The 22,024-nt window shown below is 67.3% G+C and carries 18 protein-coding genes; 7 read left to right on the forward strand and 11 right to left on the reverse strand.

The window, feature by feature from the left end; genetic code table 11:
* Nucleotides 1–14: 14 nt before the first annotated feature.
* Nucleotides 15–1,115, reverse strand: coding sequence for an adenosine deaminase (locus tag ED92_RS01785; RefSeq protein WP_037332423.1), 1,101 nt, complete (start codon nucleotides 1,113–1,115; stop codon nucleotides 15–17).
* A 209-nt stretch (nucleotides 1,116–1,324) separates the two neighbouring features.
* On the opposite strand from ED92_RS01785, the gene ED92_RS01790 reads away from it, so the two are divergent.
* Nucleotides 1,325–2,413 carry a hypothetical protein gene (locus tag ED92_RS01790; protein ID WP_016331266.1) on the forward strand — a complete coding sequence of 363 codons (1,089 nt, stop codon included), beginning with the start codon at nucleotides 1,325–1,327 and terminating at the stop codon, nucleotides 2,411–2,413.
* A gap of 355 nt (nucleotides 2,414–2,768) precedes the next feature.
* Here ED92_RS01790 and ED92_RS01795 read toward each other — a convergent pair whose 3' ends face one another.
* The 8 genes from ED92_RS01795 to ED92_RS01830 all read right to left on the reverse strand — a co-directional run bounded on the left by ED92_RS01795 (nucleotide 2,769) and on the right by ED92_RS01830 (nucleotide 12,634).
* Nucleotides 2,769–4,049: a thymidine phosphorylase gene (locus ED92_RS01795; protein ID WP_037332424.1), complete on the reverse strand. Its 1,281-nt coding sequence runs from the start codon at nucleotides 4,047–4,049 to the stop codon at nucleotides 2,769–2,771.
* Entirely contained in the window at nucleotides 4,046–4,435 is a 390-nt protein-coding gene (locus tag ED92_RS01800; protein ID WP_016331264.1) for a cytidine deaminase, read from the reverse strand. Before ED92_RS01800 ends, ED92_RS01795 begins: the two co-directional genes overlap by 4 nt.
* A 1-nt stretch (nucleotide 4,436) precedes the next feature.
* Nucleotides 4,437–5,711 (reverse strand): ABC transporter permease, encoded by a 1,275-nt coding sequence (locus tag ED92_RS01805; RefSeq protein ID WP_037332425.1) that lies wholly within the window; start codon nucleotides 5,709–5,711, stop codon nucleotides 4,437–4,439.
* Nucleotides 5,708–6,805: an ABC transporter permease gene (locus tag ED92_RS01810; RefSeq protein WP_037332426.1), complete on the reverse strand. Its 1,098-nt coding sequence runs from the start codon at nucleotides 6,803–6,805 to the stop codon at nucleotides 5,708–5,710. The genes ED92_RS01805 and ED92_RS01810 overlap by 4 nt, the downstream gene beginning before the upstream one ends.
* Complete coding sequence (locus tag ED92_RS01815; RefSeq protein WP_037332427.1) at nucleotides 6,802–8,382, reverse strand: ABC transporter ATP-binding protein; 1,581 nt, start codon at nucleotides 8,380–8,382, stop codon at nucleotides 6,802–6,804. The genes ED92_RS01810 and ED92_RS01815 overlap by 4 nt, the downstream gene beginning before the upstream one ends.
* 81 nt (nucleotides 8,383–8,463) lie before the next feature.
* The gene (locus tag ED92_RS01820; RefSeq protein WP_037332429.1) at nucleotides 8,464–9,603 is read right to left on the reverse strand and encodes a BMP family protein; all 1,140 of its coding nucleotides are present in this window, start codon (nucleotides 9,601–9,603) and stop codon (nucleotides 8,464–8,466) included.
* Nucleotides 9,604–9,870: 267 nt separating this feature from the next.
* The gene (locus ED92_RS01825) at nucleotides 9,871–11,841 is read right to left on the reverse strand and encodes an NPCBM/NEW2 domain-containing protein (protein ID WP_152610860.1); all 1,971 of its coding nucleotides are present in this window, start codon (nucleotides 11,839–11,841) and stop codon (nucleotides 9,871–9,873) included.
* A gap of 34 nt (nucleotides 11,842–11,875) precedes the next feature.
* Complete coding sequence (locus ED92_RS01830; protein WP_037335845.1) at nucleotides 11,876–12,634, reverse strand: hypothetical protein; 759 nt, start codon at nucleotides 12,632–12,634, stop codon at nucleotides 11,876–11,878.
* A gap of 632 nt (nucleotides 12,635–13,266) precedes the next feature.
* On the opposite strand from ED92_RS01830, the gene sdhC reads away from it, so the two are divergent.
* From sdhC to ED92_RS41725, 5 genes are all read left to right on the forward strand, one after another.
* Nucleotides 13,267–13,710 (forward strand): succinate dehydrogenase, cytochrome b556 subunit, encoded by a 444-nt coding sequence (sdhC, locus tag ED92_RS01835; protein ID WP_073847418.1) that lies wholly within the window; start codon nucleotides 13,267–13,269, stop codon nucleotides 13,708–13,710.
* 2 nt (nucleotides 13,711–13,712) lie between these two features.
* Nucleotides 13,713–14,132 carry a succinate dehydrogenase hydrophobic membrane anchor subunit gene (locus ED92_RS01840; RefSeq protein ID WP_007032045.1) on the forward strand — a complete coding sequence of 140 codons (420 nt, stop codon included), beginning with the start codon at nucleotides 13,713–13,715 and terminating at the stop codon, nucleotides 14,130–14,132.
* Between the two features lie 31 nt (nucleotides 14,133–14,163).
* Complete coding sequence (gene sdhA / locus ED92_RS01845; protein ID WP_037332431.1) at nucleotides 14,164–15,918, forward strand: succinate dehydrogenase flavoprotein subunit; 1,755 nt, start codon at nucleotides 14,164–14,166, stop codon at nucleotides 15,916–15,918.
* Complete coding sequence (locus ED92_RS01850) at nucleotides 15,918–16,688, forward strand: succinate dehydrogenase iron-sulfur subunit (RefSeq protein WP_016331256.1); 771 nt, start codon at nucleotides 15,918–15,920, stop codon at nucleotides 16,686–16,688. Before sdhA ends, ED92_RS01850 begins: the two co-directional genes overlap by 1 nt.
* 166 nt (nucleotides 16,689–16,854) lie before the next feature.
* Nucleotides 16,855–17,823, forward strand: coding sequence for a hypothetical protein (locus tag ED92_RS41725; protein WP_081975675.1), 969 nt, complete (start codon nucleotides 16,855–16,857; stop codon nucleotides 17,821–17,823).
* Between the two features lie 62 nt (nucleotides 17,824–17,885).
* On the opposite strand, the gene ED92_RS01860 is transcribed toward ED92_RS41725, so the two are convergent.
* A complete protein-coding gene (locus ED92_RS01860; RefSeq protein ID WP_235213174.1) occupies nucleotides 17,886–19,115 on the reverse strand; it encodes a M14 family zinc carboxypeptidase in 1,230 nt (409 codons plus the stop codon).
* A 161-nt stretch (nucleotides 19,116–19,276) separates the two neighbouring features.
* Between ED92_RS01860 and ED92_RS01865 the strand changes: the two genes are divergently transcribed.
* On the forward strand, nucleotides 19,277–20,194 hold the full coding sequence (locus ED92_RS01865; RefSeq protein WP_037332438.1) for a hypothetical protein: 918 nt from the start codon (nucleotides 19,277–19,279) through the stop codon (nucleotides 20,192–20,194).
* A 342-nt stretch (nucleotides 20,195–20,536) separates the two neighbouring features.
* On the opposite strand, the gene ED92_RS01870 is transcribed toward ED92_RS01865, so the two are convergent.
* Nucleotides 20,537–21,949 carry a S8 family serine peptidase gene (locus tag ED92_RS01870; protein WP_037332440.1) on the reverse strand — a complete coding sequence of 471 codons (1,413 nt, stop codon included), beginning with the start codon at nucleotides 21,947–21,949 and terminating at the stop codon, nucleotides 20,537–20,539.
* Between the last annotated feature and the right edge of the window lie 75 nt (nucleotides 21,950–22,024).

A 22,024-nucleotide genomic window follows, 5' to 3' on the forward strand; every position in this document is an offset into this window, starting at 1 on the left:
GTTGTCGCTGCTAACTAACGCAAGGCCGCGTACCCGGGCTTGATGACCGTGTTGATGATGTCGAGCCGCTGGTCGAAATCGAGGAAGGCGGATTTCATCGCATTGATCGTGAACCACTCGAGATCGGCCGGCCCGAAGCCGAACGCCTCGCTCAGAGCCGCGAATTCGCTGGTCATCGAGCAGCCGCTCATCAGCCGGTTGTCGGTGTTGACGGTGACCCGGAACCGCAGCCTGGCGAGCAGGCCGATGGGGTGCTCGCCGATCGAGCGCGCCGCTCCCGTCTGGACATTGGACGTGGGACAGATCTCGAGCGGGATCCGCCGGTCGCGGACGTAGGCGGCCAACCGTCCCAAATGGACCGTGCCGTCACTGTCGGTCTTGATGTCGTCGACGATGCGCACGCCGTGGCCCAGCCGCTCCGCGCCGCAATGCTGAATCGCCTCCCAAATGGACGCGAGCCCGAACGCCTCCCCGGCATGAATGGTGAAATGCGCATTATTCGTCCGCAGAAACTCGAATGCGTCGAGATTTCTGGTAGGCGGGAATCCGTCTTCCGGTCCGGCGATGTCGAACCCGACCACGCCGGCGTCGCGGTAGCGGACGGCCAGCCCGGCGATCTCCAGCGCCCTGGCGTGCTGGCGCATCGCGCAGAGCAACGTCCCGACGCGGATCCGGCCACCGGCGGCCGCCACTCTCCGTTCACCTTCGGCGAACCCGGCCTGAATGGCCTCGACCACCGCATCGAGTGACAGTCCGCGTTCGACGAAGAGTTCGGGGGCATAACGCACCTCGGCGTAGACGACGCCGTCGGCCGCCAGGTCTTCCACCGCCTCGGCGGCCACTCTGACCAGCGCTTCCTCGGTCTGCATGACGCCGCAGGTATGCGCGAACGTCTCAAGGTACGAGACGAGGGAGCCGGAATCGGCGGCGTCGCGGAACCAGCGGCCGAGTTCCACGGGATCGGTGGTGGGCAAGGCCTCGTAGCCGGTCTGCTCGGCGAGTTCGGCGACCGTCGCGGGACGCAATCCGCCGTCCAGGTGGTCGTGGAGGAGAACCTTGGGAGCGCGGGCCAGTACCGCCTCCGGGACGCGTGGTCTGCTGCTTTCAGAGGACATACGTAACGGTAACCAGCCTGTCATTCCCCTACATGGCTGTAAGTCTCATGCTTGACTTAACCCTCGGCTTTGTGGATCACCGGCTGAATCGGCCATCAGGGCAGAGCTCGGCATTGTCCGATACCCGGGGGCCATACGCAGAGCAATTTCGCAATGGATAAGCTTCACGTCACGTCCCTCCCATTTCCCCGCCCACGAAGGACACCGCAGTGACCACTGACAACCACATTGCAGCCCCGTCCTTCGACCGGATGCGCAACATGCTGGTGCGCGCGGCCGAAGTGCGTGAGAGCGAACAGCAGCAGATCTTCGACGCGCTCGACGACATCTACGCACGTCTGGCGCCCGTCGACTCGCTCGGCGCGGTGCGCAAGCGGCTCTCCGAGATGCCCGACCGCACCGAGACCAGCGTGCTCGCCGAGCGGCTCGACGAGACCATGTCGCGGCTCGAAGCGCAGGACACCGCGATCGCCGCGCTGACCCGCGCCGTCGAAAGCATCGTCGACAAGCTGGCCAAGCCGTTCGCTCAGCTCGACGGCCGCCTCGACGGCATGGCCGCGCGTCTGGAAGGCGTCGGGGGCCGGATGGACGGGCTCGAGGACAAGCTCCAGAACATCCACCGCCGTCTCGACGAGCTCGGCGCGCACCTCGACAAGCAGGACGTCAAGACCGACACGCTGCCGCAGTCGGTGATCGGGCCGGTGCGCGAGCGCGTCGAGCAGGCCGAGTCCACCCTGCGGGACCGCGTCGACACCGTCGACCGCGAACTGCGCACCCGCGTCGAGAACCTCGACAAGGCCACCAAGGAAAGCCTCACCGCGAACACCGAGGCGCTGAAGACCGCGCTGACCGAGACCGGCGAGATGATCGACGCTTCGGAGCGCCTCGACGGCCTCGGCGACCGGCTCGAGAAGGTCACCTCGCGGCTCGACGACCTGGCGGAGCGGCTCGACAAGGTCGAGGACGGCTTCACCGGCCGCCTCGGCGACCTCGACGGCTCGATCCGCTCCGGCCTGTCGAAGGTCGAGAGCACGCTGCAGAAGCAGCCGGACACCGACTCGGTCGACTCGCTGGTGCGCAAGAGCAACGACGAGTCCGTGCGCCGTATCGGCGGCCAGCTGGACGAGGCCATGGCGACCTTCGCGGAGCTGATGCTCGGCGGTGGCCCGGCCGTGCAGCAGATCTCCCCGCCGCCGCCCGCCCCGCGTCAGCCGCGCCGCAGCTCGCGCAACGGCCGGGCGCCCAAGGCGGCCGACGCCAAGGCGAAGGCCGACGGCGGCGACGAGTCCTCGGACTGACGCCCTCTCTTAACGCGTGAAGGCCCCCTTCCCACGGCTTCGCCTGGGACGGGGGCCTTCACGCTTTCTCGGGCCACGACCTGCGTTTCGCGGGCTAATCGCGATCCGGCGGCCGCCCGCGTTTCGTCCTCTAAATGCGGTGCACGCCTGGGGCCCGGCGCCGGCCGGGCCGGGTCCGATGCCCCCAATGTGGCATTGGAGGCACTCAGCGTCCCCAATGCCACATTGGGGACACCCGCCCCGCGCCGACCTGCGTTTCGCGGGCTAATCGCGATCCGGCGGTCGCCCGCGTTTCGTCCTCTGGATGCGTAGTTGCACGCGCAAGTACCGCATCCAGAGGACGAAACGCGAGGGGTCAGGGGCGCACGGTTTCCAGGACGAGCGGAGCGGAGGCCGGAGCCTCCGAGGAGACGGCGTAGGCGTCTTCGAGCGCAGCGAGAGCCGAAGGAACAGCCTCCGGCGTATCGGTGTGCAGCTCCAGCAGCGGCTGCCCGGCCGACACGGTGTCGCCCGGCTTCGCCAGGCACAGGACGCCGGCCGCGGCCTGCACCGGATCCTCCTTGCGTGCCCGCCCGGCCCCGAGCCGCCAAGCGGCGACCCCGACCGCGTACGCGTCCAGAGACGTCAGGACACCATCGGCGGGCGCCGGAACCACGTGCACATAACGAGGCCGCGGCAAAGCAGCCTCCGGATCCCCGCCCTGAGCGGCGATCATCCGGCACCACGTCTCGTAAGCCCGGCCGGAAGCCAACACCGCCGCCGGGTCCACATCGGACAGCCCGGCCAGCGCCAGCATCTCCCGCGCCAACGCCACGGTCAGCTCGACGACGTCGGAAGGACCGCCGCCACGCAGCACCTCGACCGACTCCGCGACCTCGATCGCGTTGCCGACGGCGTGCCCCAGCGGCACGTTCATGTCCGTGATCAGCGCCGTCGTCGCGACGCCGTGCGCGGTCCCGATCTCCACCAGCGTCCGCGCGAGTTCGCGGGCCTGCGGAAGCGTCTTCATGAACGCGCCCGAACCGGTCTTCACGTCGAGCACCAGCCCGGCCGAGCCCTCGGCGATCTTCTTGCTCATGATCGAGCTCGCGATCAGCGGGATCGACTCCACCGTCGACGTCACATCGCGCAGCGCGTACAGCTTCTTGTCCGCGGGCGCCAACCCGGAAGTGGCCGCGCAGACCACCGCGCCGACCTCGTCGAGCTGCCGGATGATCTCCGATGTCGACAAAGAGGCACGCCAGCCCGGAATCGACTCCAGTTTGTCCAGCGTCCCGCCGGTGTGCCCGAGCCCGCGCCCGGACAGCTGCGGCACAGCCGCGCCGCACGCCGCGACGAGCGGCGCCAGCGGGAGCGTGATCTTGTCGCCGACCCCGCCGGTCGAATGCTTGTCGATCGTCGGACGGCTGACCTTCAGGTCCAGCCGCTCCCCCGACGAGATCATCGCGCCGGTCCAGCGCGCGATCTCGCCGGAGTCCATCCCCCGCAGGAAAATGGCCATCGCGAGCGCGGCCATCTGTTCCTCGGCGATGTCGCCGCGCGTGTACGCGTCGATCGTCCAGTCGATCTGCTCGTCGGACAGCCGTCCGCCGTCCCGCTTCGCGCGGATGACGTCTACGGCGGCGAAAGCGCTCACGGCAGGTCGTCCGGTCCGAACGCGTCCGGCAGCACCGCCGACATCGGCAGGATGCCGCTCGGGGTGTCCACCAGGCAGTCGGAACCGCCGTGTTCGAACAGGATCTGACGGCAGCGCCCGCACGGCATCAGCAGTGCGCCTTCACCGCTGCGGCACGCGACGGCGACGAGTTTGCCGCCGCCGGTCAGCCGCAGCTGCCCCGCCATCGTGCATTCCGCGCACATTCCCAAGCCGTACGAAGCGTTCTCGACGTTGCAGCCGACGACGATCCGGCCGTCGTCCACCACGGCCGCGACACCGACGTGCAGGCCGGAGTACGGCGCGTACGCCGACTTCGCCGCCTCGATGGCCTGAGCCCGCAAGGCTTCCCAGTCGTACTCCGCCATGTCAGTCCTCACCTCGTCGGTACAGCGCGCCATCGGCCTTCGGCGGCCGCAGCCGCTGCGAAGCCACCGCCAGCACGATCAGCGTCACGAAGTGCGCCGTGTACGGGATGAGGTCGCTGGGCAGGTCATCGTTGGTCCAGTAGATCGCGTACAGCGCGGCGGCGCCGACGACACCGAGCGCGGCGGCGATCCACTGACGGCGGAACAACTGCACCGCCACGATCACGGCCAGCAGGATCACCGCGCCGTACAGCAGCGCGAGCACCGCGGTGCCGCCACCGGCGAGCTGGAGACCGTCCGCGTAGCCGAACAGCGCCGCACCGCCGAGCAGGCCGCCCGGCCGCCAGTTGCCGAAGATCATCGCCGCGAGGCCGATGTAACCGCGGTTGTTGGTCTGGTTCTCCAGGTAGTCCGCGCCACCGGCGAGCAGCACCAGCGACGCGCCACCCATGCCGGCGAGCCCGCCGGAGATGATCATGGCGACGTACTTGTGCAGGTAGACGTTGACGCCGAGGGATTCCGCCGCCACCGGGTTCTCACCGCACGACCGCAGCCGCAGGCCGAACCGGGTGCGCCACAGCACAAAGTAGCTGATCGGCACCAGCGCGATCGCGATCATCGTCAGCGGCGCGACCTCGGTGATCAGGCCGTTGAGGATGCCCGCGAGGTCGGAGATGAAGACGCGCTGCATCTTTTCCAGGTCCGACAACCAGTCTGAGAGGAACGTCGCCGAGTAGGTGTCGAACTTCGGCACCGGCGGCGACTGGCGCGGGTTACCCGAAAGCGGGGTGAACACCAGGTTCGCCAGGTACTTCGCGACACCGAGACCCAGCAGGTTGATCGCCACACCGGAGACGATGTGGTTGACGTTGAAGGTCACCGTCGCGACGGCGTGCAGCAGCCCGCCGAGCGCGCCGAACACGACCGCCGAGATCAGCCCCGCCCAGACCCCGCCGTGGTACGCGCCCCACGCGGCACCCCAGGTGCCGAGGATCATCATGCCTTCGAGGCCGATGTTGATCACGCCCGCGCGTTCGGCCCAGAGCCCGCCGAGCGCGCACAGCAGGATCGGCAGCGCCAGCCGCAACGCGGTGTGCGCGGTGTTGGTCGAGGTCAGCGTGTTGACGCCGGTGGCGTACGACGCGATCGCGAGTACGCCGACCGCCAGCAGACCCCAGATGGCGCCCTTGAGCCAGCCCGGGATACGCCGCTTCGGCGGCTTCACCGGCATGGTGGTGCCGCCCGTGTTGGGCGAAAGAACGTCCGCGGTGGTCACACCGCACCTCCCTCGGACACGCTGGAACCCTTGCGGCCGTTGCCCGCCAGCGCGCGACCCACGCGGCGTTGCTCGGCGGCCAGGTCGGCGCGGCGCACGATCTCGTACGCGATGACGACCGACAGCACGATCACGCCCTGCATGATCGTGGCGATCTCTTTGGACACGTTGATCTGCTCCAGCGAAACGGCGGACCGGTCGAGGAACGCCCACAGCAGGGCGCCCAGCGCGATACCGGCCGGGTGATTACGCCCGAGCAGGGCGACCGCGATGCCGGTGAAGCCGTACATCTGGGTCGAGGTGATGCCGTAGCTGAAGTCGCGGCCGAGCAGTTCCGGCATCGCGACCAGGCCGGCGACACCACCGGAAAGCAGCATCGCGATCAGCGTCATCTTCTTGGCGTTGACGCCACCCGCCGCGGCGGCCGTCGTCGATTCGCCGGAGGCCTTGAGTTCGAAGCCGAACCGGGTCCGGTTGAGCATGAACCAGTAGGCCCCGCCGATCAGCGCCGCGATGAGCACGAAGCCGAACAGCTCGCCGGACCCGATCGGGATACCGGGGATCCGGCCGGTCTCGGCGATCTCGCGGGTGGCGATGTTGTTGCCGGTCTGCACGCCGAACTGGTCCGCGTTGACCAGGAACGCCACGATGCCGCCGACGATCGCGTTCAGCATGATCGTCGAGATGACCTCGGAAACCCCGCGGGTCACCTTCAGCACGGCGGGAATCGCCGCGTAGAGCATGCCGCTGGCCACCGCGACGATCAGGATCGCGAGCACGTGGATCACCGGCGGCAGCTGCAACGCCCCGCCGATGATGGCGGTGACGATGGCGGCGAACCGGTACTGACCCTCGACACCGATGTTGAAGAGGTTCATCTGGAAGCCGATGGCCACCGCGAGCCCGGACAGGTAGTAGACCGTCGCGAGGTTCACCGTGTCGACGGCCGTCGAGCCCTTGAAGAGCTGGCCGATCATCGTGCCGTAGGCCTGGAGCGGATCCGCCCCCGAGATGATCAGCGCGATGGCCGTCAGGATGACCGCGAAAACGATCGCGAGCAGAGGCGGCAGCAGCCTCGTACGCCAGGAACTCACGCCGCACCGTCCTCTTCGGAGTCTTCGGAAGCACCCGTCATCGCGGAGCCCAGTTGCTGCGGGGTCACGGTCGCGGGGTCGGCCTCGCCGACCAGCCGTCCGCGAAGCATGACCTGAATGGTGTCGGAAAGGCCGATCAGCTCGTCGAGGTCGGCCGAAACCAGCAGGACGGCCAGCCCGGCGGCACGCGCCTGGCGGATCTGTTCCCAGATCAGCGCCTGCGCACCGACGTCGACACCACGCGTCGGATGCGACGCGATCAGCAGGACCGGGTTGCCGGAAAGTTCGCGCCCGACGATCAGCTTCTGCTGGTTACCACCCGAAAGCGCGGCGGCGGGGACGTCGATACCCGGGGTGCGGACGTCGTACTCCTCGACGATGCGGCGGGTGTCCTCCCGCGCGCCGTCGATGTCGAGCAACTGTCCTTTCGCGACCGGCTTGCGCGTCTGGTAACCGAGGATCCGGTTGACCCACAAGGGTTGCGTGAGCAGGAGGCTGTGCCGCGTGCGGTCTTCGGCGATGTAGCCGATGCCTGCCTCGCGGCGGGCGAGCGTCCCCAGTTTGTGCAGTTCGACGACCTTGCCGTCGGCCTCGGTCAGTTCGATCCGGCCGCCGCCCTTGCGCATGCCCATGATCGTCTCGACGAGTTCGGTCTGGCCGTTGCCCTCGACGCCGGCGATCCCGAGCACCTCGCCCGCGTGCACGGTGAAGGAGATGTGGTCGAGCACGTTCCGCTCGGAACCCTCGACGCTCAGGCACACGTCGTCCAGGCGGAGGACGTCCCGATCGGTGACGGTGGACTCGCGGGTCTCCGGGCTGGGCAGCTCCGTGCCGACCATCATCTCGGCCAGCTGCCGTGAGGTGATCGTCTTCGGATCCGCCGTGCCGACGGTGGTGCCGCGGCGGATCACGGTGACCGTGTCGGCGATCGCGCGCACCTCGTCGAGCTTGTGCGAGATGAAGATGAAGGTGAAGCCGTCCTTCTGCATGGCGCGGACGGTCTCGAACAGCGCGTCGACCTCCTGCGGCACGAGCACCGCGGTGGGCTCGTCGAGGATGATGATCCGCGCGCCGCGGTAGAGCACCTTGACGATCTCCACGCGCTGGCGGTCGGCGACGCCGAGCTCTTCCAGCAGCGCGTCCGGGCGGGCGCGCAGGCCGACGCGTCCGGCGAGTTCCGCCAGCTTCGCCCTCGCCGCGCGGCCGATGCCGTGCAGGTTCTCCGCGCCGAGGAAGACGTTCTCCCCGACGGTCAGGTTGTCGGCCAGCATGAAGTGCTGGTGGACCATCCCGATCCCGGTCTTGATGGCGTCCTGCGGGTTGCGCAGTTTCACCGGTCGACCGTTGATCGCGATGTCGCCCTCGTCCGGCTGCTGCATGCCGTAGAGGATCTTCATCAGGGTCGATTTGCCCGCGCCGTTCTCGCCGCAGACTGCGTGCACCTCGCCCTTGGTGACGGTGAGGTTGACGTCGGAGTTGGCCACGACACCGGGGAATCGCTTCGTGATCCCGGTCAGCTGCACGGCCGGTTCACCCCGGTCGGGGGCGTCGGTGACCTCGGCCTGGGGAGCGCTCATGAAAAAGCCATCCAGTTCTGGGGGTAAACAGGTGGGGGCTCGGAAGGGGTTACCCTCCCGAGCCCCGCTGCCAGACGAACCTTACTTCTGCGGCTTGTCCGAGACGGTGATCGCCCCGGAGACGATCTGCGCCTTGTAGCCGTCGAGCACGTCCTTGATGTCGTCGACCTTGCCGCCGGAGGTGGCGTAGCCGATGCCGTCGACCTTGAGGTCGAACCGCTTCGGCAGCGACGTCAGGTCGCCCTTCGCCAGCGCGCGCAGGTAGTCGAACACCGCCACGTCGACGCGCTTGAGCATCGAGGTGATGATGACGTCCTTCGACGCCTCGACCGTCTTCTGGTTGTACTGGTCGGAGTCGACGCCGATGGCCATGGCGTTGTTGGACTTGGCCGCCTCGAAAACGCCCTTACCGGAGGCACCGGCGGCGTGGTAGACGACGTCCGCGCCCTTGGCGATCTGGGCGGCGGCCTTCACGTTGCCCTTCGCCGGGTCCTGGAACCCGGAGAAGTCACCGGCCGGGGTGAGGTACTCGTCCTCGATCTTGGCCTTGCTCGACGCGGCCTTCACACCCTGGAGGAAGCCGGCCTCGAACTTCTGGATCAGCGGCGTGTTCACGCCACCGACGAAGCCGACGTGGCACTTCTTCGACTTGTAGGCGGCGGCGACACCGGCCAGGAACGAGCCCTGCTCCTCGGCGAACACCAGCGGGGTGACGTTCGGCGCCTTGACGGAGTCGTCGTCGACGATCGCGAACTGGGTGTTCGGGTACTTCGGCGCGATGGCGCCGACGGCCTTGGCGTAGGCGAAGCCGACCGCGATGACCGGGCTGAAGCCCTGCGAAGCGAGCTGGTCGAGACGCTGCGACTTCGCGGCCTCGTCCTCGGTCGCGGCGGCGGTGCTCTCGGTCACCGAGGTGACGCCGAGTTCGCTCTTCGCCTTGTCGGTACCGGCGGCGGCGGAGTCGTTGAACGACGCGTCGCCACGGCCGCCGACGTCGAAGGCCAGCGCGACCTTGAGCTTGCTGCCGTCGACCTTCTCACCGGCCTGGCTGGAGCTGGTCGAGGCGGCCGCCGCGGCAGGCGGCTTCGGCGCCGTCACGCAGCTGGCGGACTGGTCCCCAGTGCTCGCGTTGTTGTTGTTCCCCGCACCCGAATCCTTCGCGCACCCGGCCAGTACCAGTGCACCGGCCATGGCGGCGGCGGCCAGCGCGGTTCCACGCATGCGACGCAACGTGTGTCTCCCTCCCCGCTGATCCAGCGGATGGTCCGAAGAAAGCGACCCGGCGACACTGCCGGGTTCGACCGAGGAACGGTACCTAACGGCCGCTTTGCCGCCATAGGAAAGGCACGCTACGTAACACAAACGTTTACTCATGAGTCGTAAGCGCGACGAATGGAGTACTTACGGTGATCACAATGGAGTAGTCGCGAGCAGGCCCTCTCCCCCGTTCGGGCGCGGGGGAGAAGGCGCTCACGCCCTGTTCAGGGCCTACTCGCAGGTGAGCAGCGGCGAGGCCCAATCACCCCGGTCGTACTGGACACCGTCGCCACCGTCGGTGAGCACGAGCCGCAGGTAGCGGGCCCCGGTCACATCCGCGGTCAAGGTGGTCGCCGGATCCGCCCAGGTCTTCACACCGGACCCGGCGGCCTTGGTCCCGTCCGCGTAGACCTCGAACGCCGACGAACCTTGTTTCGCCGCCGGCTCCTTCTCGTCGTCGATCCCGACGTCGGTGCTGAACGCCGAACAGCGGCCGCCGAGATAGAACACGACTTCGGCGCTCGCGTGCGTCCCCAGGCCTTTGGCGTGTTTCGCGCCGTTGATGGTCAGCGGCTTGCCGTCACCGGCCGGGATCCCGCCGTTCGACATGTCCTTCTCGACCGGCCCGTACCCGTTCCGTTCGGCGGCGATGGCGACATCGCTGGCCCAGACCCGGCCGGACGGCGGCGCCGCGGGCACCGTCACCGGTGAGTCCGTGGCTCTCGTCACCTTCTCGAACCGTGTCGTCCGGTACGCGAGTGCGCCGGTGAGCACGGCTTTCGTACCGGCCGCCGCCGGTGGCGGAGTGAGCCGCCATCGTCCGGTCGCCGACTCCCCCGTGGTCAGCACCACCGGCCGCGGCAGGGCCACTCGCTCGGTCTTCCACCCCTCCGGTGCCGTCAAGGAGACCTCCGGGGCGAACACCGGGACGCGGGCCTCGTTGGTCGCGCGGACCGTGACCTCGACAGGTTCACCCGGAGGAAGGATTTCGCCGGGGATGCCCGGCACCGGGGCACGGAGTTCGAGCCCACCGCTGACCAGCGGTGCGTGCCGGAACCAGTCGCCACCCGCCTTGACCCGGTAGATCACCGTTTCGTGCGGGCCGACGACCGCGGAGATCCGCCCCGCGGTCTGCAAGTTCTCGTGCCGCCACAGATCCCGCAGGGTGTACCCGGCCGCGGACGGCAGGCCGATCTCCCGCGCGCTGGTCGAGATCGTCGCGTTCGCCGAGTTCTCGTTGAACAGGGCCACCGCGACGTCGCCGTTCGCCAGTGGTTTCGCGAAGACCCATTTCCCGTCCACGGTGGACAGCACCTTCGCCTGGACACCCTTGCGGTCCTGGTCGACCGCGATGATCTCGTCGTTGCGGAGGATGTCGAAATGCTCGGCCGACACCTTCCGCAGGTCGGCGCCGATCAGCAGCGGCGCGGCCATCATGGCCCACAGCGCGAAATGCGTCTTGTACTCGGCCGTGGTCATGCCACCGTTGCCGACTTCGAGCATGTCCGGGTCGTTCCACCGGCCCGGTCCGGCGTAGGCGTCCAGCGGCGCGTTCTGCTTCATCAGCTGGAGCATCCGCGACCAGTTGTCCTTGATGTCGCCGGTGGTCCGCCACAGATGGCCGACGTCCGCACCCCACTGCCACGGCTTGTTCTCGCCCCACTCGCAGATCGAGAACACGATCGGTCGACCGGTCCTCTTCAGCGCGTCCCGCATCTTCGTGTACCGCTCCAGCGCGGGGCGGCCCTGGTTGTTGCAGTTGTCGTACTTGAGGTAGTCGACACCCCAGTCGGCGAAGGTCCGCGCGTCGACCTCTTCGTGGTCGAGCCCGCCCGGCATCGTCTTCGCGCAGGTCACCGTGCCGGCGCTGGTGTAGATGCCGAACTTGAGCCCCTTCGAATGCACGTAGTCGGCGAGTGCCTTGATACCGCTCGGGAATCGTGTCCTGTGCGCTTCCAGCTTCCCGTCGGCGTCGCGCAGCGGCTCCGCCCAGCAGTCGTCGACGTTGACATACTCGTAGCCGGCGGCCTTGAGTCCCTTCGAGACGAAGATGTCCGCGGTGTCGCGGATCAGCTTCTCGTCGACGTCGCAGCCGGTCGTGTTCCAGTTGTTGAACCCCATGGGCGGGGTCGGCGCCAGTCCGTCCGGCAAGGCCTCCGCGGTGGGAGCCGTCACCAGCACGGCCAGCGCGACCGCCGCCATCAGCGTCGCTCCGGTCTTCCGCACGCCGCCCCCCTCAGACCAGCTGGTAGGACTTGAGACCACGGATGTTCTGGTGACAGTTCTTCAGGCCGGACGAGTCGAGGCTGCGGTAGATACCCCATTTCGGCCGCAGATAGTTCTTGTCCCGCCACAGATCCGCCGGTTTCCGGACGTCGGCGACGGTGCGGGCGCCGTCTTTGAGCACGCAGCGCAGGTACCCGGTGTGCGAGGCCTTGAACTCCCAAGACACGTCGATCCACTTGTTCTGCAGGGGCGCGTAGTCGGCGAGGTCTGCCTCCGCGCCCGAGTCACCGGCGATCGTCAGCACCCCCTTCCCGCCCTTCTGGCGCGGCGTGAGCGTCCACTGTGGAGCGCCGACGTCGGGCACCTTCATCTGGAACAGATGCGTGAACGACGTCGTGGCGGTCAGCTCGGTGGGCCAGTAGGCCTGGTAGGAGATCCTCCACGTCTGGTTCTGGAGGATCTTGTAGGTGGTGTCGCCGTCGCGCATCCCCTTCGACTCGTTGCGCTGCCGATCTGTCGATGTGTCGACATCGCGGGTGTGCATGTCGAACCGCCAGTGATCACCCTCTGGATAGATGTGCTTGACCCCGGGATGCGAACCCGCGCGATCGTCCTCCAGTCCTTCGAACGCCCTCAGCCCGTCCTCGGCGGGATCGGGACTCCATCGCAAGGTCCAGGTCGCCGCCCGCGCCGTCCCGGCGCCGAGCGCGACCGCGCCGAACACGCCGGCGCCCAGGACGAGTGCCTTCCGGCGGTCGATGTTCTCCATGACGGTTTTCCCTTCGTCGGGGGACGGGGTGACGGCGGAAGGGATCGCGTATCCGCCGTCCACATAGGACCTGCGGATCCGGGAAGCGGCACCGGCCTGCGGCGATACTCGAGAGTTCACTCATCGGCGTGAGCGGGGCCCGCACGGCGGGACGGCCCGCTCATCCCGGGAAGCGGGCGGATGACCCTGAGGCTGGCCCATGGTCACCCCATCGTGAACTCGGCCTAGTGATCAGATGTCTACCCGGCCGAACGTAAGATATGAAATACGATACGTCAATCCGCCCCGGCTGAAGCAACCCCTTCGGCCGATCCGTGTTCACCCCGAGGCGATGTCCCACTGAAAGAGATCGGATGTTCGCGGCCTTCAGCGGCCCGGATCGGTGCGTAAGCGGCGAACCGGGGCGGATCCGCCGCCTTCGCCCGCGACGGGGCGTGATGTCTGGTCCATCACACACACGAACCCGGAGGTGAGCCCACCGTGAGGTGCGGGTCTAGCATCCTTTTCATCCACGCTCGATGACCATGATCTCGGCACCGTCGCCGGAGCCGTCCCCAGGTGGACGTCCCGGCGGCAGGCGCGGAAACCAGCGGTCAGCGGGCCCAAGCCATGACGTTGGAGGCCGTTCACCGATGTCCACCACGGCTAGCACCGCCACTGAGGCGGCCGCGAGCGATCGGGCGGGTGCCTCACGCCGGCAAGGGACGTTCTACCGGGGAGACCCCGGTATGTGGTCCTGGGTGCTGCACCGCATCACCGGCGTGCTGACATTCTTCTTCCTCTTCGTGCACGTGCTCGACACCGCGCTCGTGCGCGTGTCGCCCGACACGTACAACGAGGTCATCGAGACCTACAAGACCCCGCTGGTCAACCTCCTCGAGGTCGGCCTGGTCGGCGCGGTGCTGTTCCACGCGCTCAACGGCATCCGGGTCATGCTGGTCGACTTCTGGGAGAAGGGACCGAAGTTCCAGAAGCCGATGCTCTGGACCATCCTGGCCATCTGGGTCGTGGTGATGATTCCGGGCGCGTTCTTCATGATGAAGCGCACCGTCGAGACGCTCTTCGGGGGTAACTGACCATGGCATCCGAAGTCCTCACCCTCGACAAGCCGCGCTCGCCGAAGCGCCCCGCCGCCCGCCGCAGCAACTTCGAGCTCTACAGCTGGCTGTTCATGCGCATCTCGGGCCTCGCCCTGATCGTGCTGGTGCTCGGCCACCTGTTCATCATGAACATCCTCGACGGCGGCGTGCACCGCATCAACTGGGGTTTCGTCGCCGGCCGCTGGGCCTCGCCGTTCTGGCAGTTCTGGGACCTGTCGATGCTGTGGCTCGCCGAGATCCACGGCGGCAACGGCCTGCGGACGATCATCGACGACTACGCCCGCAAGGACAGCACCCGGTTCTGGCTGAAGATCGTGCTCTACGTCTCGATGGTGCTGATCCTCGCCGTCGGCACGATGGTGATCTTCACCTTCGATCCCGGCATCTCGGCCAACTGACGCCCCACCACACGTTCAAAGCGGAGTCCTCATGCAGTTCCACAAGTACGACGTGGTGATCGTCGGCGCCGGTGGCGCCGGCATGCGCGCGGCCATCGAATCCGGCCAGCGTGCCCGCACCGCGGTCCTCACCAAGCTCTACCCGACGCGTTCGCACACCGGCGCCGCGCAGGGCGGCATGTGCGCCGCGCTCGCGAACGTCGAAGAGGACAACTGGGAGTGGCACACCTTCGACACGATCAAGGGCGGCGACTACCTGGTCGACCAGGACGCCGCCGAGATCATGGCGAAGGAAGCCATCGACGCGGTCCTCGACCTCGAGAAGATGGGCCTGCCGTTCAACCGGACGCCCGAAGGCAAGATCGACCAGCGCCGCTTCGGCGGGCACACCCGTGACCACGGCAAGGCCGCGGTACGCCGCGCCTGCTACGCCGCGGACCGCACCGGGCACATGATCCTGCAGACGCTGTATCAGAACTGCGTCAAGCACGGCACCGAGTTCTTCAACGAGTTCTACGTGCTCGACCTGGTGCTGACCCCGGACGAGAACGGCAACCCGGCCGCTTCCGGCGTCGTCGCCTACGAGCTGGCGACCGGCGAGCTGCACGTCTTCCAGGCGAAGTCGATCGTGTTCGCCACCGGTGGCGCGGGCAAGATCTTCAAGACGACGTCGAACGCGCACACCCTCACCGGTGACGGCCTCGGCATCATCTTCCGCAAGGGCCTGCCGCTGGAGGACATGGAGTTCTTCCAGTTCCACCCGACAGGTCTGGCCGGGCTCGGCATCCTCATCTCCGAGGCCGTGCGCGGCGAGGGCGGCATCCTCCGCAACGCCGACGGCGAGCGATTCATGGAGCGCTACGCCCCCACCATCAAGGACCTCGCGCCGCGTGACATCGTCGCCCGATCGATGGTGCAGGAAGTGCTGCAGGGCCGCGGTTGCGGGCCGAACAAGGACTACGTCGTCCTCGACGTCACGCACATCCCGGAAGAGACGCTGAACGCGAAACTCCCGGACATCATGGAGTTCTCGCGGACGTACCTGGGCGTCGACCCGGTCACCGAACCGGTGCCGGTGTTCCCGACGTGTCACTACGTGATGGGCGGCATCCCGACCAACGTCCACGGCGAAGCGTTGCGGGACAACGAAAACGTCATCCCCGGCCTGTACGCCGCGGGCGAGGTGGCGTGCGTGTCCGTGCACGGCTCGAACCGGCTCGGCACGAACTCGCTGCTCGACATCAACGTGTTCGGCCGTCGCGCCGGCATCGCGGCCGCCGAGTACGCGCTGGCGCACGAGCACATCGAGCTGCCGGAGAACCCGACCAAGGTCGTCGAGGACCAGCTCGCGCTGCTGCTCTCGGAGCACGGTGACGAGCGCGTCGCCGACATCCGCACCGAGCTGCAGCGCACGATGGACTCGCACGCTTCGGTGTACCGCACCGAGGACACGCTGAAGCAGGCACTGACCGACGTGCAGGCGCTGAAGGAGCGGTACAGCCGGATCACCGTGTCGGACAAGGGGAAGCGGTACAACACCGACGTCCTCGAGGCCGTCGAGCTGGGCTTCCTGCTCGAACTCGCCGAGGTCCTCGTCGTCGGCGCCCTGGCGCGCAAGGAATCCCGCGGCGGGCACGCGCGCGAGGACTACCCGAACCGCGACGACACGAACTTCATGCGGCACACCATGGCCTACAAGGAGGGCGAAGGTCTCACCGCCGACGTCCGCCTGGACTACAAGCCGGTGACCTTCACCCGCTACGAACCGATGGAGCGGAAGTACTGATGACCACGGCAACCCCCGAGAAGTCGGAGGCCGTGTCCTCCGACCACACGCCGATCACCGTCACGCTGAAGATCCTCCGGTTCAACCCCGAGATCGACAACGAGCCGCACTGGGAGTCCTACGACGTCCCGGCGCAGCGCACCGACCGGCTGCTGAACCTGCTCTTCTACGTGAAGGACTACATCGACGGGACGTTCTCGTTCCGGCGCTCGTGCGCGCACGGCGTGTGTGGTTCCGACGCGATGCAGATCAACGGCATCAACCGGCTGGCGTGCAAGGTCCTGATGAAGGATCTGCTCGAGACCAACGGCAAGAAGACGACGATCACCATCGCGCCGATCAAGGGCCTGACGACGCTCAAGGACCTTTACGTCGACATGGACCCGTTCTTCGAGGCGTACAAGGCCGTGAAGCCGTACCTGATCGCCTACGGGAACGAGCCCACGCGCGAGCGGATCCAGTCGCAGGCCGACCGCGACCGGTTCGACGACACGACCAAGTGCATCCTGTGCGCCTGCTGCACGTCCTCGTGCCCGGTGTACTGGAACGACGGTTCGTACTTCGGCCCGGCCGCGATCGTCAACGCGCACCGGTTCATCTTCGACTCGCGTGACGAAGGCGCCGAAGAGCGTCTCGACATCCTGAACGACTCCGAGGGCGTTTGGCGCTGCCGGACGACGTTCAACTGCACCGACGCCTGCCCGCGCGGTATCCAGGTGACGAAGGCGATTCAGGAGGTTAAGCGCGCTTTGCTCTTCAAGCGCGTCTGACGCTTCTGGCGGCTTCTGGACTGTCCGTGAAGGCCTCCTTGAGGGACTCTGGGTCCCTCAAGGAGGCCTTCACGGATTTCTGGGCAGTTATCCACAAGGGTGGGTTATCCACAGGCCGCGGAAGTGTGTCTGGTGATCGCGATGCCAGCGGGCCCACTCTGTGGTCATGAACAAGCGCGGCAGATGGGCTGAGCATCCCGAACTGCTCCAGCAGCGGAGCCGGCATGGCGTCATCAAGGCGACGACCTTGGAATCGCTCGACATGAGCAGCAAGGTCATCTATCGAAGATGCCTGCCCGGCGGTCCTTGGCAACGCCTGCTACCGGGGATCATTCTGCTGCACCAGGCGCCCCCGACCATCGAGGAACGGGTGATCGGCGCGCTCCTGCATGCGGGGCCTCGCGCACTCGTGACCGGCGTGGAGGCCTGCCGCCGACACGGGCTTCGTCCCCGTGAGCTACCTCCGGACAAGGACATTCACGTTCTCATTCCGCATGAACACAAAGTCCGCAGCGCTGAGTTCGTGACCGTCGAGCGAACCCATCGTCTGCCTGAAGCACGAACCCACGAAGGCGTACCCCTCGCTCCACTCGTTCGCGCGACCACGGACGCTTGCCGACGCCTGCGAACGGTCGAACCCATCGGACGCCTTCTCGTCGAAGCCATCCAGCGTGGCCGGTGTTCGCCTGAAGCGCTGGCCCACGAACTGAACAAGGGTTCCAAACGAGGCACCGCGATCCCGCGCAGAATTCTCGGCGAGTGGAAGGATCTCTACTCGGTCGCGGAAGCACGAGCCAAGATCTTGAGCCGCAGTCTCCTCGTTCAGCCGAGCCACTGGAATCCGGAGATCTGCGACAGCCGCGGCGGCTACATCGGTCGTCCTGATGCTTGGTGGGACGACATCGCACTCGCGTGGGAGATCGACTCGTTCGACTTCCATTTCCATCGCGAGGACTACAGGCGCACTGTCATGCGCAATACGCGCTACGCGGCCGCCGGGATAGTCGTCGTACAGACCTTGCCTTCCCGCTTGCTGACAGATCCCGCCGGAGTTCTGGCAGAACTGGAAGCGGCTCGTCTCGCAGCCGCCGCGCGCCCGCGCCCACCTGTCGGTCTGACGTCTCGTGCGGCTTGACCGTCCGTGAAGGCCTCCTTGAGGGACCCTGGGTCCCTCAAGGAGGCCTTCACGGACAGCCGCTACTCAAGGATCCGGGCGTCCAGCGAGTGATGGTCGGCACCGGAGTCAACGGTGCCGGGCAGCAGGTCGAAAGCCTCCGGGTCGATGCGGTCCACTGCGCCCGTGCTCACATCCCGCAGCATGTTGTACAGCCCCGCCATCACCGCGCGCGTGAAGTGCTCCCGGTGCTGCTGCCCGAGCGTCTGCGTCTGCCCGCGCACCTCGAACAGCACCGTCCCCGTCCCGTTCAACGCGAACGAGCACCGCGCCTGCCCGGGCAGATCACGATCCGCGCCATGCGGGTACCGCGCCCCGACGAACCCACGCGACGTCATCCCGTTGAAGCCGCTGATCGCCAGCTGCCGCGATTCGTCCTTTGTGTACACGTCGCGGTACTTCGCGTATTTCTGGCCGGGCTCGAAGAACTTGTCCGGCAGCGGCGGGTAGTCGATGCCGACATCGAGGAGCCGGTTGCTGCCTTCCTGACGGACGCACGCGCCTTGGTGGTGCAGATCGACGTAGACGTCGGGCACCTTCCCGCGCCGCGCGGTCAGCTCCATGTACACAGACCGCAAAGCCCGCGCCTCGGGCGTGATGAACCAGCCCGGCTGATCCGGCGCGCCCGGGAAGTCCTCCGCGCGCGGGACGTAGTTCAGGTCCGGATTGAAGTCGCGGTTGACGTCGAACCCGGGCCGCTTCCGGTAGTCGTCGCCCTGCAGGACGTCGCTGAGGTAGTTCCAGGCGGGCGGCCGGTCCTTCAGCTGGGGGAATTTGCGCTGCACCTCGGCCCACGACAGGTCGTCGCCGCGCCGGTCGAGTTCGGCGCCGTCCGGGTTCAGTTTCGGCACCGCGACGAAGGTGATGGTCTTCCGCAGCCGCTCGGCGTCCCGCGACTCCGAGGTACCGAGGTAGTCCAGGATCCGGAGCAGGGCGTCGGTGCCGGTCTTCTCGTTTCCGTGGATCTCGCTGGAGACCACGAAGACCTTCGGCCCGGTCCCGACGGTCGCCTGATGGATCACCCGGCCGCGGTTGGACCGCCCGGCCTCCTTGACCGCCACGCGCCCCTTGCTCACGCGCTCGAGCCTGCCGAGTTCCCCCACCATTTCGCGGTAGTCGGTGAACTCGTTGATGGGCAGCTCCCGCGGCTCTTCGCTGCAGGGCACCACCGGAGCCGCCGCCGCGGGCGTGCTGACCAGCGGGAGCATCGCCAGCCCCACCGCCACGGGAACCAACCGACCGAACACCGACATCGTGAACTCCCCACTGTCGAAGGTGTTCACAACGTAGCGAGAACGCACCGGTCGCGAATCCGGCGAAAGGTGCTTCACCGCCAAGAAGACCGTTGGAAACGGTGTGTGACTGAGATAGCCTGGAGAGTCACCAAGCCGGGTGATCGAGGGGCGGCGAGGCGATGGGTGCTGGTTCGGAGCTGCGCGCGATCCTTTCGCAGCGACTCGTGCCTCTGATCGCGGAAATCGAAGAACTGGTTTACAAACACGGCTACATTCGCGTATTCGGAAGCACGATCACCATGCTGGGTACGGTCGGCCTGCTCGGCCAGGTGCTCGGCATCGCCTGGCTCAGAACGGCTTTCGCCACCGCCGCCGGCACGTTGTTCGTCTTGGCCGCGCTGGTTTCGTTCGCGGGAACGCAACGGCAACGCAACAGACTCGCCAACGTGGAGAACATCCTTCACGACTATGCCGACAGCATGCACACGGATTCACCGATCGTCCTCCGTGAATGGCGGCAAGAAACCATCGTCGAGAACAACGGCGACGTCTACTGCAAACGCAACATGATCCTCAGCGCCGCCTCGGACGGTAAGCCGAGATACGTTTCGCTCAAAATGACCTACTACGGCCTAACCCCCTTGACCGCCAGGGCGAAACGGCGCATCTCGTGCAAGGCGTACCACGCGAGACCGGAAAGCGCGTCCGAGCGCACACGGGCGAAGGCCACGTCGGTCTGGAAGAACTCGAAGGCGGGCAAACCCCGCCTCGACATCTACGTCCACTTGGGAAACCGGGTCGCGGACGGCGATCTCGTGACCGTCGAGTGGTGGTGGCCGAAGATGTCGGCGGACCTGATGAGCGGTGCGGAGCCGGAGGACTTCGACGTGGTCTTCGACAAGCAGGTCTGCAAGTTCACCCACCGGGTCGTCTTCCGCAACGTCCCGAACCCCGCGTCTCTCACCGTGCGCAATCAGGGGGCACGCAATTTCAAGAAGAAGGTGCGGAACAACGATGTGATCGTCGAGTACTCCGCCCGCGAGCCCCGGTTGAGCGAGCACATGGGCTTCGTCGCGGACTACACGCGTAACGGCTGACGCTCCGGCACGGGTTTCATGCCGGAGCCAGGCGGTGGCTAGTTGCCACCCGTCTCAGAACCGCCGGTCATCATGTGCATCCATTCGCGAGGTTGATTGGTCGCCCCCATCGGTGCCGATGTGGTGGACGGCACAGTAGCCGAAGTCGCTCGATCTTCACTCGGCACCTACCCCATTGGGGTTTCACCTATACGAGTTTACCGCGCTCACGGGCCACCAAGACCGGAAAATCCGGCACGTGTTCGGGTGGTCACCGAACGGATCTTGCCTTTCCGCAAGCGACCGGAACGCATTCGGGGCCGGCCCACCACGTGGACCGGCCCCGAATATTCGGAAATCCTTTTACTTCACCGCGTCCAGGGCGTCGACGCGGCCGTGCCCGTAGTACGAGTTGTCCTTCGCCGGGCCTTCACAGACCGGCGCCGCGGTCCCGCAGGGAACCTCGTCCGCCTGGTGCTCCAGCAGCCAGGTCAGCAGCCGCGGCGGAGCGTGGCGGTAGCGGGAAGCCAGCAGCGCGGCGACACCGGCGGCGTGCGGGGACGCCATCGAGGTACCGCACTTGGCGCCGTAACCACCGTTGAAGATCGTCGACAGCGGGCAGCCCACTCCCTGGCCGGCGGGCGGCAGCTGGGCGCGGTCGCCACCGGGGGCGGTGACCGAAACGTCGTCGCCGTAGTTGCTGTACGACGACTTCGTGCCCGCGTAGCCGATGGCCGAGACGTTGACGACGCCGTCGATGGCCTTGGGCAGGATGCCGCAGCTCTCGTCGACCGGGTGCGGGCGGTTCGGGTCGGTGGTCTGCTTGTCCGGGTCGAAACCGCTGTTACCGGCGGCGGCGACGTTCAGCACGCCACGTCCGGTCGAGTAGGTCACCGCGCGGCGGACGGCCTCGAACGCGGCCGCGTCGCCCGGCTCCTTCGCGCAGTAGAACATGCCCGGGTCGATGTAGTAGCTGTTGTTCGTGACCGGGAATCGGTGCTTCGCCGCCCACATGAACCCGCACACCGCGGCCTCGGGGAGGATCAGGCCGTCGTCGTTCACGACCTTCACCGACGCGAGCTTGACGCCGGGCGCCACACCCGTGAAGCCGCGCGAGGCGTCCTTGCCCGCGATCGTGCCGGCGACGTGCGTGCCGTGGTCCGACGTCGTGGGCGCCCAGGCGGCGGGCGTGGTGTCGGGCGCGCCGCTGTTGCAGCCTGCCGACACGGTCGGGTCGAGGGCCGCCTTCAGCGCGGGGTGGGTGGGCTCGATGCCCGAGTCCAGCACGCCGACGGTCACCGAGCTGCTGCCGCCGGAGATCTTGTTCGCCTCGGGAGCCTGGATCGCCCGCATGTCCCACTGCTGGGCCGACAGGTCCTCTTCGACCGCGACGCTGGTGGTCTCTTCGTTCTCCTTGGTGTCGACCACGGCGGAGCGGGTCGCGCGGGCGGTGGCCGCCGGCGGGAACGCGACGTCACGGCCGCCCGAGTAGGCGCGGAAGACGCCGATCTTCGCCTGGAAGTCGGCGTTGCGCGAGGTCGCCACCGCGACCCCGATCTCCGGGTAGTACGCGACCTTCTCGCCGCACTTGGCGCGCAGCTCGCTGTCGACCTTGCGCTCCGGCGTACGCGGGTTGTAGAGCACCACGTAGTTGAACGGCGCGCTCGCGGTGTCGCACTGCGGCGCGGGCGCGGCGCTCGCCGACGGGGCCGCGAACACGCTTCCCGCCGCCGCCGCGACGAGCGCGGGGACGAGCAGGCGTCTGATCCGGGACATTCCACCTCCATGATTCGGTGGAGTGAACGTAAGCGAGCCGAAGGCGGGCCACCACCGTCAAAAGGACGACAAACC

This window comes from Amycolatopsis sp. MJM2582 (assembly GCF_000754115.1).
GTDB classification, from domain to species: Bacteria; Actinomycetota; Actinomycetes; order Mycobacteriales; family Pseudonocardiaceae; genus Amycolatopsis; species Amycolatopsis japonica.

Excerpts from the sequence above, each read along its gene's own strand:
- ED92_RS01785 (WP_037332423.1), bottom strand. The coding sequence starts at position 1,115 with ATGTCCTCTGAAAGCAGCAGACCACGCGTCCCGGAGGCGGTACTGGCC.
- ED92_RS01800 (WP_016331264.1), bottom strand. The coding sequence starts at position 4,435 with ATGGCGGAGTACGACTGGGAAGCCTTGCGGGCTCAGGCCATCGAGGCG.
- ED92_RS01815 (WP_037332427.1), bottom strand. The coding sequence starts at position 8,382 with ATGAGCGCTCCCCAGGCCGAGGTCACCGACGCCCCCGACCGGGGTGAA.
- ED92_RS01820 (WP_037332429.1), bottom strand. The coding sequence starts at position 9,603 with ATGCGTGGAACCGCGCTGGCCGCCGCCGCCATGGCCGGTGCACTGGTA.
- ED92_RS01825 (WP_152610860.1), bottom strand. The coding sequence starts at position 11,841 with ATGGCGGCGGTCGCGCTGGCCGTGCTGGTGACGGCTCCCACCGCGGAG.
- ED92_RS01830 (WP_037335845.1), bottom strand. The coding sequence starts at position 12,634 with ATGGAGAACATCGACCGCCGGAAGGCACTCGTCCTGGGCGCCGGCGTG.
- sdhC (WP_073847418.1), top strand. The coding sequence starts at position 13,267 with ATGTCCACCACGGCTAGCACCGCCACTGAGGCGGCCGCGAGCGATCGG.
- ED92_RS01840 (WP_007032045.1), top strand. The coding sequence starts at position 13,713 with ATGGCATCCGAAGTCCTCACCCTCGACAAGCCGCGCTCGCCGAAGCGC.
- sdhA (WP_037332431.1), top strand. The coding sequence starts at position 14,164 with ATGCAGTTCCACAAGTACGACGTGGTGATCGTCGGCGCCGGTGGCGCC.
- ED92_RS01850 (WP_016331256.1), top strand. The coding sequence starts at position 15,918 with ATGACCACGGCAACCCCCGAGAAGTCGGAGGCCGTGTCCTCCGACCAC.
- ED92_RS41725 (WP_081975675.1), top strand. The coding sequence starts at position 16,855 with ATGAACAAGCGCGGCAGATGGGCTGAGCATCCCGAACTGCTCCAGCAG.
- ED92_RS01860 (WP_235213174.1), bottom strand. The coding sequence starts at position 19,115 with ATGTCGGTGTTCGGTCGGTTGGTTCCCGTGGCGGTGGGGCTGGCGATG.
- ED92_RS01865 (WP_037332438.1), top strand. The coding sequence starts at position 19,277 with ATGGGTGCTGGTTCGGAGCTGCGCGCGATCCTTTCGCAGCGACTCGTG.
- ED92_RS01870 (WP_037332440.1), bottom strand. The coding sequence starts at position 21,949 with ATGTCCCGGATCAGACGCCTGCTCGTCCCCGCGCTCGTCGCGGCGGCG.